At 41.0% G+C, this 12,738-nt stretch carries 13 protein-coding genes; 1 reads left to right on the top strand and 12 read right to left on the bottom strand.

Going from position 1 to position 12,738, the window contains the following annotated elements:
- Positions 1-76 precede the first annotated feature (76 nt).
- The 10 genes from ACX0HA_RS07390 to ACX0HA_RS07435 all read right to left on the bottom strand — a co-directional run bounded on the left by ACX0HA_RS07390 (position 77) and on the right by ACX0HA_RS07435 (position 8,762).
- Positions 77-229: a DUF4295 domain-containing protein gene (locus ACX0HA_RS07390; RefSeq protein WP_458844628.1), complete on the bottom strand. Its 153-nt coding sequence runs from the start codon at positions 227-229 to the stop codon at positions 77-79.
- A 9-nt stretch (positions 230-238) separates the two neighbouring features.
- The gene (gene rpmG, locus ACX0HA_RS07395; protein ID WP_011963553.1) at positions 239-421 is read right to left on the bottom strand and encodes a 50S ribosomal protein L33; all 183 of its coding nucleotides are present in this window, start codon (positions 419-421) and stop codon (positions 239-241) included.
- Between the two features lie 26 nt (positions 422-447).
- A complete protein-coding gene (rpmB, locus tag ACX0HA_RS07400; protein ID WP_114757812.1) occupies positions 448-684 on the bottom strand; it encodes a 50S ribosomal protein L28 in 237 nt (78 codons plus the stop codon).
- 79 nt (positions 685-763) lie between these two features.
- Positions 764-2,011 carry a CinA family nicotinamide mononucleotide deamidase-related protein gene (locus tag ACX0HA_RS07405; RefSeq protein WP_458844629.1) on the bottom strand — a complete coding sequence of 416 codons (1,248 nt, stop codon included), beginning with the start codon at positions 2,009-2,011 and terminating at the stop codon, positions 764-766.
- Between the two features lie 3 nt (positions 2,012-2,014).
- Positions 2,015-2,359 carry an Hpt domain-containing protein gene (locus ACX0HA_RS07410; RefSeq protein WP_458844630.1) on the bottom strand — a complete coding sequence of 115 codons (345 nt, stop codon included), beginning with the start codon at positions 2,357-2,359 and terminating at the stop codon, positions 2,015-2,017.
- Positions 2,359-2,970: a fumarylacetoacetate hydrolase family protein gene (locus tag ACX0HA_RS07415; RefSeq protein WP_458844631.1), complete on the bottom strand. Its 612-nt coding sequence runs from the start codon at positions 2,968-2,970 to the stop codon at positions 2,359-2,361. The genes ACX0HA_RS07410 and ACX0HA_RS07415 overlap by 1 nt, the downstream gene beginning before the upstream one ends.
- Positions 2,971-2,992: 22 nt before the next feature.
- A complete protein-coding gene (locus ACX0HA_RS07420; RefSeq protein WP_458844632.1) occupies positions 2,993-3,769 on the bottom strand; it encodes an exonuclease domain-containing protein in 777 nt (258 codons plus the stop codon).
- Positions 3,770-3,858: 89 nt separating this feature from the next.
- A complete protein-coding gene (locus tag ACX0HA_RS07425) occupies positions 3,859-4,509 on the bottom strand; it encodes a M15 family metallopeptidase (protein ID WP_458844633.1) in 651 nt (216 codons plus the stop codon).
- Between the two features lie 92 nt (positions 4,510-4,601).
- Positions 4,602-6,026, bottom strand: a complete 1,425-nt coding sequence (locus tag ACX0HA_RS07430; protein WP_458844634.1) for an RtcB family protein — start codon at positions 6,024-6,026, stop codon at positions 4,602-4,604.
- Positions 6,027-7,244: 1,218 nt separating this feature from the next.
- Positions 7,245-8,762, bottom strand: a complete 1,518-nt coding sequence (locus ACX0HA_RS07435; RefSeq protein ID WP_458844635.1) for a TROVE domain-containing protein — start codon at positions 8,760-8,762, stop codon at positions 7,245-7,247.
- 281 nt (positions 8,763-9,043) lie between these two features.
- Here ACX0HA_RS07435 and ACX0HA_RS07440 point away from each other — a divergent pair, with 281 nt between their 5' ends.
- Complete coding sequence (locus tag ACX0HA_RS07440) at positions 9,044-10,066, top strand: helix-turn-helix transcriptional regulator (protein WP_458844636.1); 1,023 nt, start codon at positions 9,044-9,046, stop codon at positions 10,064-10,066.
- A gap of 50 nt (positions 10,067-10,116) precedes the next feature.
- On the opposite strand, the gene ACX0HA_RS07445 is transcribed toward ACX0HA_RS07440, so the two are convergent.
- Complete coding sequence (locus tag ACX0HA_RS07445; protein WP_458844637.1) at positions 10,117-11,430, bottom strand: dihydrolipoamide acetyltransferase family protein; 1,314 nt, start codon at positions 11,428-11,430, stop codon at positions 10,117-10,119.
- Between the two features lie 118 nt (positions 11,431-11,548).
- Positions 11,549-12,691, bottom strand: coding sequence for a glycosyltransferase family 2 protein (locus ACX0HA_RS07450; RefSeq protein ID WP_458844638.1), 1,143 nt, complete (start codon positions 12,689-12,691; stop codon positions 11,549-11,551).
- Positions 12,692-12,738: the final 47 nt, after the last annotated feature.

Genomic DNA, 12,738 nt, shown 5'->3' on the forward strand with positions numbered 1-12,738 from the left:
TCCCGTGGTAAATATAGAAAATAAAAAAGCTACTTCCGTAAACTGAAAGTAGCTTTTCTATATATTATGGTAGATATTATTTCTTCTTAAGAAATGCATCTACTTCCTCTGGGTTCATAACGCTTTCAACGAAAGTGTAAGCTCCTGTTTTAGGAGATTTTACCATCTTGATAGCTTTAGTTAACCTTTTTGAAGATGTCTGTAACGATGCTACGGTTTTCTTTGCCATGACTAATAATTATTTTATTTCTTTATGTACAGTCACACGCTTAAGAACAGGATTAAATTTTTTAATCTCAAGTCTGTCTGGTGTGTTCTTTTTGTTTTTTGTAGTAATGTACCTTGAAGTTCCAGCAACGCCAGAAGCTTTGTGCTCAGTACACTCTAAAATCACCTGGATTCTATTACCTTTCTTTGCCATCTTGCTATATATTTATTAGGTATGGATTATTTAATAAACCCGTTAGCTTTAGCTTCTTTCAAAACAGCAGCTATACCATTTTTGTTAATTGTCTTGATAGTAGAAGCGGCTACTCTAAGTGTGATCCACTTATCTTCCTCAGGAAGATAAAAACGCTTCTTCACTAAGTTTACACTAAACTTCCTTTTAGTTTTGTTCATTGCGTGGGAAACATTATTTCCTACCATCGCTTTTTTACCGGTAAGGGCACAAACTCTTGACATTATTTCTCGCTTTTATATCGTTATTCAAATTCAGGGTGCAAAGAAAAGAAAAATAAAATGATTACACAAACATAATCAATTAGTTTTTTAAAATTTCATGATAAATCTTCTCAAGAGCCTTATTAGAAGCTCTTTCGATAACCTTCTCTCGCGGCTGTCCCAGGTCTAACTTTTCGCTAAATACACCTTTTGGGGTTGCAATCCCTATAAAAACTGTCCCCACTTCGACTGCCGAATCGCCTTTTAGAGGACCTGCATTTCCTGTAGTAGAAACCGCATAATCGGCACCAAAAAGTGTCTTCGCCCTTAGCGCCATATTCTCGGCAACCTGAGCGCTTACAACACTAAAAACATCAATTAGCTGTTGTTCTACTTTCAGTATATTTACTTTTGCATCGGTAGCATAGGTTACCGCACTTCCTTTAAAATATGCCGAGGATCCCGCTACAGATGTTATCATCTGAGCGATTTTTCCTCCGGTGCAGCTTTCGGCCAGGGCGAGCGTTTTACCTTTTTGTTTCAGCAATCTTCCCAGCACCACCTCAATGGTCTCTCCTTCATCAAATCCTACAATAATATCACCTATTAGCTCTTTAAGCTTTTCTGCTTCAGCTTCTATACTGCTACGCAATAAAGCTTCATCAGTCCCCCTGGCACTCATACGGAGCCTTACCCGCCCCGGATTAGGCAGATAAGCCAGCTTTATGAATTCCGGCAGATTGTTCTCCCAGTCTTCTATACGTTCGGCAACAAGGCTTTCTCCCTGTCCGTGCGTAATTATGGTTTTATGAATAATATATGGCCTTTCATATTTTTCGATCAAAGCAGGGATTATCTCATTATCAATAATATACTTCATTTCATAAGGCACACCCGGCAACGACATGAAAACGGTATTAGCCTTTTCCATCCACATACCGGGAGCGGTACCTACTGCATTATGCAATATTCTTGCTTTGGAAGGCACTAATGCCTGATCTTTATTCATTTGTGACGCAGGCCTTTTCATAGCCTTTTCAATAAGTGCTATTACATGAGCCTCAAGTTCTTCGTTACGCACAAGATGGTCTTCAAAATAGTCACAAAACGAAACTTTTGTAACATCATCTTTTGTTGGCCCCAAACCACCGGTTACAATCACCAAATCTACCCTGTCCTGATAATAAGAAAGCGTATCTAAAATATGTTCTCTTTCATCGCTTATAGAACGCGTTTCATAAACACTGATACCTATCTTATCAAGCGCCTTGGCTATATAACCCGAATTAGTATCTGTTATCTGCCCTATAAGTATCTCATCCCCAATGGTAACAACCGCTGCTTTCATTATCTAAAGGTCATAATCTTTTTTAAGTTCTTTCACCGTCTTGCTTACGTATTCTTTAAGGCTTTTCACAATATCCTTAATCTCCTTCCTCTTACCTTCTGCACGGCTCCAGGTTTCAACCGCAACCACATCCTCATAAGCCAGATCCATCCCCAACAGGTCAAGCGTAGGCTTAATTTTATGAGCTGCATGATACACTTTCTGATAGTCTTTCTCCTCAAGCCCGTCTTTAATATTCGTAATTTCTACAGGTACTTCTTCAAGAAAAAGCACCACGATCTGCTTTGCAAACTCAACATCATTATCTGAGATCGCATATACTTTTGATAAGTTGTAGTATAGTGCCATTATTTAACCTGTATCCTGAATAATTTCTTTCCTTCTATAAAACCTTCCAGCACATCATCCGGGCTTACTTTCGCAACCCCTTCCGGCGTACCCGTAAAGATGACATCCCCCGTTCTGAGCGTAAAATACTGCGACACATAAGCTATAATCTCATCTATCTTCCATAACATGTGCTGTGTATTGCCTTTTTGCACAACAGTACCATTATTGGTCAGTTCAAAACTGATATTATCCAGCGCAGCAAATTCTGTTTTCGAAACAAAATCACCTATAACTGCCGATCCGTCAAAGGCTTTTGCTTTTTCCCACGGCAATCCTTTTTCTTTAAGTTTTGCCTGCAGGTCACGCGCTGTAAAATCGATACCAAGCCCAATTTCGTCATAATATTTGTGTGCAAATTTAGCATCTATATATTTACCCACCTTATTTATCTTGACCAATACCTCAACCTCATGATGCACATCATTAGTAAATTCAGGTATAACAAACGGAAACTGCTTTTGCACCACCGCCGTATCAGGCTTTAAGAAAATAACAGGCTCATCAGGCCTTTCGTTTTGCAGTTCTTCAATGTGTTTAACATAATTCCTGCCTATGCAAATTATTTTCATCGTGTTTTCGGGGGAAAATTGTTTAAGCCAATTTATTATTTAATTTTCGGAGTTTTATAGCCGTTAACACCTTTTTGGTATAAAGCGGAAAATCAGCATTTTGTATCCATCCAAAATAACCGGGCTCCTGCTCCAGCACTTTCTCAACTTTTGCCCCTTTGTGCTTACCAAAGGTAAACATCTCATCGCCGTCAGCATCAATCACGATGAAACCTGCAAAGTCTACTACTTTTTTACGTGTAGTATATTCCGATAGCAATTTCATATCGTTCTGAAGATCGTCATAGCGCTCCAGCTGCGATTTCAGTATTTCGTAGGTAGCATTGGTATCCGCTTCTGCCGTATGGGCATTATCAAGTGTTTTTCCGCAGTAGAATTTATACGCAGCGCTAAGCGTGCGTTCTTCTTTTTTATGGAAAATGGTCTGTACATCTACCGATACCCTGTTCTTCATATCAAAGTCCACACCGGCACGAAGCAACTCTTCTGCCAATAGCGGAATATCAAACCTATCAGAATTATATCCTCCAAGATCTGAATCTTTTATCATGTTATGAATGGTATTTGCCAGCTCCTTAAAAGTAGGCTCGTTAACCACTTTATCATCGGTAATACCATGAAAAGCAGTTGTAGCTGGCGGTATTGGCCTTTCGGGATTTACAAGCCATGTACGGCTTTCTTTATTCCCGTTAGGATAAACTTTTAAAACCGATATTTCCACGATACGGTCTCTTGATATATCAGTCCCTGTCGTTTCCAGGTCAAAAAAGCATATAGGTTTATGCAGTTTAAGTTCCATAATAAAAATTGTATAGGAAGACAAAGATAATAGGAGATTACCTTATAACGGAAATTTTTAGCAACAAATAGACAGACAATGACGTAGAATTATTCGCAATCCCACCTGAAATCAGCGGTTTCGTAGTTTTGTTTTTTATAATCAAAATGCCACCACTCATGATTATAGGGCGAAAAACCGGCCTTTTTCATAATATTACGCAAAGCCCTCCTGTTACGCCTAGCCTCACGGGTAATGCCATCGGCATCATAATGGGATTGTTCAGTAAAATCATCAAAAGGCGTCCCCATATCCAGCAGGTTTCCATTCTCATCTGCCAGCGACAAGTCAATTGCGCGACCGCGGTTGTGGTTAGAACCTTTGCCCGGAGGTGCTACATAACGTGGGTCATTCACAATATCATACATAACCTTTTGGTAGCCATACGGCCGATAGCAATCATATACAACCAACGTATACCCCTTATCTTTCGCAATCTGATTGGCCTCTTCCAAAGCCTCAGCCACTTCAGGGCGCAGAAAACAACGTGCACAGGGATAGATTTTCTGATGCATAAAGTTGGCCGTATCAGCATAAGCCATACGATTCTGAATACCCTGCGCTTCAAAATTAACCTCAGCCCATTCTTTTACAGTATCCTGTACAATTTTGTTCTCGCTTTCGCGGAAGGACATGCCTTTTGGCTGAAACACCAATAGTCCCATAAAACTAAGAAAGGATATGTAAGGAATGATTTTCATGAGAAAATGTTTGTATTACAAATATAACAGAAGATGGCAGCTACCCATAAAAAAAGCCGGAAAATTTCCGGCTAATAGTTTCAATTTAAATTCTAATCTTCCCTGCTGCCGTCATCAGCCATACGCACCAGTTTCGGGGTAAATTTGGCAACAACATCAACAAGATCGGTCTGCGAAGCCATAACAGCCTCAATGTCTTTATATGCCATTGGCGCTTCGTCCCTTCCGGCACCAATAAGCGATACACCGTGGTCTTTCAATACCTGTCTCATATCGGCTTTGGTAATATTCTTTATGGCTTGAGTACGGCTCATCTGCCTTCCGGCACCATGCGAGGCTGAGTTAATGGCATCTGCCTCTCCTTTACCTCTCACAAGGAATCCCGGTGCCGTCATACTCCCCGGAATGATACCCATAACACCTTTACCGGCAGGGGTAGCACCTTTTCTATGCACAATCACTTCTTCACCATTCAGTATTTCTTTCCAGGCAAAATTATGATGGTTCTCCACTTTAGCCAACACTTCGGCACCTAAAGCTCTTTTCATCTTATCATGGATAACCTGATGGCATGCCGAAGCATAATCGCCTGCAAGATTCATGGCTATCCAGTACTCCTGCCCTGCCTGAGAGTTAAGGTCTAAATATGCCAGATTAGCCGCTTCCTTTGGAAGTTTAGTAATATCCTTAGCAAGCTTTGTATAATGCCCTGCTATTGTCGCACCAAATCCTCTTGACCCTGAATGCGTAAGCAATGCCACATAGCGGCCTTTTTCGATTCCAAGCACCTCATCCCTTTTATCGAATTCAATAATACCGAATTCCACAAAGTGATTTCCTCCTCCCGATGTACCTAACTGTGACCAGGCCTTATCGTGAAGATTTTTGATGAAAGGCGCAATATTGAACTCCTTTCTATCCAATACTTCATGATCCGTTTTATACTGACCATGGTAACCATGCCCTGCCCCAAATTTAGTATGAGCAATAAGCTCTCTCTTATATTTGGCTTCGTTCAAAAGAAAATGCTCTTCGGGAATATCATAAACCGACAATGCCATTCTACACCCAATATCAACACCAACACCATAAGGAATAATGGCATTTTTTGTCGCCAGTACCCCACCTATTGGCAATCCGTAACCCTGATGCGCATCAGGCATCAAAGCCCCTGCAACAGTTACCAGAAGCTTCATAGCCACATCCATTTGGTCTTTGGCGCCCTGCTCGATATGGGCTGTTCCATAAACGGTATAAGCCTCAGCCGTCTCTTTTAGCGGAATAGTTTCCTCTTTAGGCGCATTAGCTTCTTCTATCATCGCAGAAGCTAACTGTTCCAGCACCTCATCATCGAGGAAATTTTCGGGATAGTCTTTCACTTTCTTGAAAAGCGCCAGTACCTCTTCCTTCGGCTGATCATTATATTTTGAATTAGCAAGCTTTAAAGCAAGCCCTAATATTCCTGTTTCTTTGTAACCAACATATAGTAAATCGGTTCCGTTTATTAATGCTTCCATAATGGTATGGTTTGAAATTTAAAATTAATCTGTTTTTATTGTAAATAGGGTTAATTGAATATTAAAAAGAGGCAATAATCGCCGGGTGTGAAAATTTCTTTGGACGAAGTAACACCAAGGCAACGGCACTCTTTAGGCATCAAGAGCAATGGTAACAAGCGCTTTTTATACTTTCGGGATTCGAACCCGACGAAACAACCGGACGAAGTAACGCTTTGTAATACGGCATCTCAATATTTTTATATTTTCAGGAGCAAAAGGCAGTGCAGGCTTTTTAATCGGGGCGTGTCAGCGCCGGAGTCGAACCGGATAGCCTTGCCACACAAAGACGACTACGCTATTCCTCCCCTGGGTTGAGACGAAGTATCCCACACCTACGGCATCCTGTATATTTTTGGTAAGGCAAAAAGCGAAGAGGGCGTGATTTCACACTGTTGTCTTCGGGATAACAGCGACGGGATTCGAACCCGCTATAGCCAAAGAAGTATCCCTTTTCTACGACACTTACCAATATTTTTTTCCTCACCCATAACCCCTCTCCTTTGAGAGGGGAGTAAGAACATATATTTTTTATAAACTCCCGCCGCAGCATGCTAAACGGGAGCATCTCCATAGTGTAAGGCAACAGCTAAAGAAAGTTGTTTGCTCTACCAACTGAGCTACATTGCTAAACCCAGTCAATGATGGGAATCGAACCCACGACAAAACGATGAAGCTCTCTTAGACGACACTTACTTTTTCTTCTTTGCACTCTCCCGCAACATCCGTTGGCTACGGGAGATCCTTGCAATAACTCAGACAGGGTAAGATTCGAAAAGGCCTTACTAGCGTGTGTTACCAATTAAACCATGCTTCTTTCGAAACAGCCGGACTCAAACCGGCATCGCGCTACCTGAAACGAAGAACTCCTTATCTACGACACCTGTCCTTGCTTTTTAATGTTTTATAAACTCCCGCCGCAGCGTGCAAACGGGAGCACTACCTAATTTTTAACAGGGCAAAAAGCAAAAAGGGACTGTTTCCTTGCTCTAACCAACTGAGCTACATACCCAATCTGTAAAGAGTCGGATATAGCGGGGCTCGAACCCGCGACCGAGGGCGTGAATGGCGAAGTAACCCTTCTCTACGGCACCTGTTATATTATTTTCAAAATCTCACCCCTCCCCATAGTTATCGGGACTCTCCAATGGAGAAGGGAGCAAGAAGTACTTCTTAGTATTACAACTCTATACTGTTTATCTTAGTCAATGCATTACCTGCATCTTCCATAGAAAAAAGAACATCAAATATCTTGTCGCTCCAGCCTGCTATAAGGTGTATATCATTTCGGCGTACATCAAGCGGCTGTGCGCCATGGCCGGCAAGGTCAAACAAATACAATTTGGCATTTGGCGCTATAGCTTTGTAACGGTTCCATGAGTTTTCAAACGAGTTTGAAGAGCCATTGGTGCTGTACATCTGCACATCGGTAAACAACATTACCTTATCAGCTTTCTGCCTTCTTTGTATAAGGTCTTCTATCACAAGGTAACCATTAGTGGCATAACCCACTTCTCCTTCCCTTCGGTAAAATTCCATTACATTGGCAAGCACATTACGCTGTGGCATGTTTATGACTTTCCATTTATCACCAAACATACCGGTAGTTACATTTTTACATTGCGACTGCATAAGCATGGCAAGCATAAGGCCAATGTCATACAACTGCACTTTGCTTTTTGCCGATACAGGCTGCTGCATAGAACCTGAAACGTCTGCAGCGATAACTACCGAAGTATTGTAACCAAAACCTTTTATGTTTTTGGCGCTATGCATCACGGCATCTTCAAGCGCATTCAATACCGCAGAGGTATAACCCGACTTAAGTTCTTTTATCTCTCTGTAAGCCGAAAGGAAACGGAAAGGCAATTGTTTTGAACCCATAACCGCTTTCTCATTGGCTATGTATTCGCAAACCATTTGTATATGCTTTGCCGAAACTTCAGCTTCCACGATATTCCTTAAATTCCTCATCAACGCCATGTAGCCTACCTTCCTGCTTTCTATCAACTCACCCCATTTGGCGGCTACTGCTCTTTTCTTTTCTTCTGCATTCGTAAATTTTATTTTACCTAACTCAGACAATTCGGTCTCCCATGTATAGGGTGTTGCCAGTTTATCAGCAGCTATTTTATTAAAGATTTCCTGCTGGGATTCGTCTTTTGCTTTTGGGTGAACCAAAAACAAAGCATCTCTTAATTTCACATCTGTTGCACGGTTATATTTGGCAAACTGATACTCATCAAATTTGTTGAAGCATACCGCAAGGCCTTTCTGCACCTGTTTAGACAACCTGTTCAGCTTTTTAGTAGCAGTCCTTTCATTCGCCACCTGATAGTATGCCAGCAATTCAGTAATCTCATCAGCACGTTGTATAACATTGCTTACAGTCCTGCTTACCACATCTGTACCCGATGACTGCTTTGCCAATTCTACCGAAAGCACCACCGGCACAGAGCGCAAATACATTTCAGTCCTTGCATATACAGCCAGTCTGGCTACAAACTCAGCATCGCATTTAGTGATTAGGTTTTTTATCTTTTCAAGCCTCTCACTACCCGACTCGTAGAATGAATCATTCAATCCTGTGGTAACCACGGCAGAGTATAATTCAAGTTCCGGTGTCATCTTGTAAGCCTTTGCACCTTCATGATTTACTGTTACGCTTTTTTGCCTGTTTAAAAAATTGAATTTCATAATACGAATCTTTTTAGGTTATTATCTTGTTGTTTGTTAGGAGAGTAATTGTTGTCTCATCCTGACATTGCAAATATGCATACGCATGTGCGCAGTGAAAATGCGCAGTACTAAAAAAATTAAATTATTTTCAAAAAAGCACTGATTTAAAACAACTTACATTAGAAAATAATTTTAAATACATAGAAAAAAAGACAACTGCGCAGGTGTATTGCGTAGTAAAACCAATTTTTAGTTATTTTTGAAAGGCATTTTTGCCAAAAAAAGTCAAAAACAATAAAATGGCTACAAACAAGCTTGCGCTGCTGCGCTATAAAACCATAGACGAATGCCTGAAGAACCGTTTCAGGAAATGGACACTTGATGATATCATAGAAAAGGTGGCCGATGCGTTGTATGAATATGAAGGGATAACCAGCGGTGTGAGCAAACGCACCATTCAGGCCGATATTCAGGTAATGCGTAGCGACAGCCTTGGCTATAATGCCCCTATAATAGTTACCGATAAGCGCTTTTACATTTATGAAGATCCCGGTTACAGCATTACCAAGTCGCCCATAAATGAGGCCGATATGGTAAAGATGAAGGAAGTCGTAAGTGTGCTAAAACAGCTTAACGGTTTCAACTATTTCGATGAGATGAGCGAACTCATAGCCAAGCTGGAGAATAATGTAAACAAATCAGCTAAGAAGACGGCTAACCATATACAGTTTGACGACAACAAAAAACTGAAAGGCATTGAGCATATCAATCCGTTATATCAGTCTATTTTAAACAAAACACCTTTGCTTATAGACTACCAGTCGTTTAAAGCCCTAAAGCCTTCAAAAGAAATTTACTACCCATATCTCCTTAAAGAACACCGCAATCGCTGGTTTGTGGTAGCCATGAAAAAGAAGCACCCCTTCCTGATGACACTGGCGCTTGACAGGATCATTGAATTCCAGCCTCTGACCAAGGAACCCTATATAGAATATACAGGAGTAAATTTTGAGCGCTACTTTGATGACCTGATAGGTATAACCAAATCGCATCGTGACAGGGCACAAAGGGTGATACTTGAATTTGATAAGGTAAATGCACCCTATGTAATAACAAAACCGCTCCATCATTCACAGCAGGTACTGAGCGAAAATGAAGATGGTATCATCGTACGCATTGATGTGGTATTGAATTTTGAGCTGGAGAAAGAGATATTAGGCTTTGGCGAATGCGTAAAAGTTTTATCTCCGAGAAACCTTCAGGCAAGGATAAAAAGAAGGATAGATAATGCTGCAAAGCATTATAAGGAAGAAGTTAAATAAAAAAACGCCTCCGACTGGAGGCGTTTCTGTATATAAATAAAATATATTTCTTAGTAATCCCTGTTCACATCAAATGCTTCAAGGTATTCAGCAACACGCTTAACGAATGATCCTCCAAGAGCCCCATCTACCACACGGTGGTCGTAGCTGTGAGAAAGGAACATCTTCTGGCGGATACCGATAAAGTCCCCATCAGGAGTTTCGATAACTGCAGGCACTTTACGTATTGCTCCAAGAGCAAGGATACCTACCTGCGGCTGGTTAATGATCGGCGTACCAAACACACTTCCGAATGTACCCACGTTAGTTACAGTATATGTACCACCCTGAGTATCGTCCGGTTTAAGTTTACCAGCTTTCGCACGGTTACCAAGGTCGTTTACAGCTTTAGCCATACCTACCAGATTAAGCTGGTCAGCATTTTTAATTACCGGAACGATAAGGTTACCGTTTGGCAATGCAGCCGCCATACCAAGGTTGATGTTTTTCTTTTTGATGATGAAATCTCCGTCAACTGAGATATTCATACCAGGGAAATCTTTAAGCGCTTTGGCTACAGCTTCCATGAATATCGGAGTGAAAGTAAGTTTCTCACCTTCTCTCTTTTCAAACGTAGTCTTAACCCTGTCTCTCCATTTTACAATGTTGGTTACGTCTACCTCGATGAATGACTGCACGTGAGCCGATGTTTGTACCGACTGCACCATGTATCCAGAGATAAGTTTACGCATACGGTCCATCTCAACGATCTCATCACCACCGTTAACCGATACCGGAGCTGCCTTAGCTGCTGCCGGTTGCTGAACAGCTTGTGGAGCCGCTGCCGGTTGAGATACAGGAGCTGCTGCTTGTGCAGGCTGGCTTCCACGATTCTTAACGTAATCAAGTATATCGTTTTTGGTTACTCTTCCTTCTTTACCTGTACCGCTTATAGCTTCAAGTTCAGCAAGAGAGATACCTTCTTCTTTTGCAATGTTTTTTACCAGTGGCGAAAAGAATTTTTCAGAAGCAGAAAAATCTACAGGAGCAGCAACAGCAGTTGCTGCCGCCTCAACAGTTTTCTCTATAATCTGAATGTTTGCAGCAGTAGTTTCCTCTTTTGGAGCATCTACAACCACACCGCCTTCGGTTTCAATATAGGCAATGGTCTGTCCAACCTGAACCACATCATCAACCTTAAAAAGTACTTCAACAAGCGTACCCGATACTTCGCTCGGCACTTCTGAGTCTACTTTGTCTGTTGCGATTTCAAGTACAGCTTCATCAGCCGCAATGTGATCGCCAACATTTTTTAACCAATTTGTTATTGTTGCCTCAGCAACACTTTCACCCATTTTGGGTAATTTTAGTTCAAATTTTGCCATATCGATAACCTAAAGGTAAAATTAGTATTTCAGCTTGCGAAATTAATAAAAAAAACAAGTCATTGCTTTTTTTCAGATAATTATTCGCCAACTATATCGTTTTTTATTTTTATCACATTTATTCAAACACAACCACTTCACCTCTATCATTACTACTGTTGCTCCCAACAATAAACGCAGAGCCCGCAGGCCTTATCTTGAAAGTGAAACCGTCATTTTTATGCATTTCCATAAAAGCAATACTGTCTTTAAAGCTAACAAATTCATTATCAAAGATCACTTCCGCTTTTTTATTCTTCATAGAAAGCACACTCTCCATCTTTTCTGTCCTGATAATACTCTTCTCAAGTTTACCCTGAAGTGCTTCTCTTAATTCCTCACTTTCAGAAATGAGTACATAATATTGCGGAATGTATACAGGTGCTGTTTTATTCCTTTTGACTATTGCAAAAAAGAAAGCACCAATCTTCATCAGCACATCAAATTGCGGTGACCTTCTAAAGTGCTTTTTGTAAAAAAACTGCATAGCTTCCCTGAAACGCTTCATATAAGCTCCGTCTTTTACCGTACTCTCACCTTTATAATGTATAACCGATGTTTCGGCAAAGTAGTAATTACGAAGCCCTTTTTTAAGCACCATGTAAGAGAGGTCAATATCATCGCTATACATAAAGCAATCTTCATCAAACCCGCCAACTTCAAGATACAACTCACGTTTCATAACCATGAACGCACCAACAAGTATATCCACTTTTCCGCTTTGGTCTTCCGAAAGATGCCGGGCATAATAGCGATTGAAAATTTCCTTTCGTGGAAGCAGTTTATATAGCCCGCCTATTTTAGTAAAGGCCACCCAGGGTGTAGGAACTCCGCGCTTACTCTCCGACAAAAAGAAGCCACGTCCGTCAACCAGCTTTACTCCGGAAATCCCAAAGTCTTTTTGTGCTTCGGCGAATGCGAGTGTTTTTTTAAACGTGTCTTCAGCCACAACTGTATCAGGATTAAGTATACAAACGTATTCCCCTTTTGCTTCTGCAACACCAATATTGTTACCTTTCGGAAATCCGGCGTTGACAGCACTTTCAATAAGTTTTACATCAGGAAAACGCGCCTTCATCATGGCACAGCTATCGTCAGGAGAGTTGTTATCTACCACAATTATCTCGGCATCCATACCCACAATAGCCTGCTGAACGCTCAGCACGCATTGTTCCAGGAAATAGCGAACATTATAATTGAGTATAACTACAGATAGCTGCATTTGGCAAAGATAGCAGAATTTAAGAATTATGAAAACCTGCTAACTTT

Source organism: Flavobacterium hauense, from assembly GCF_054457175.1.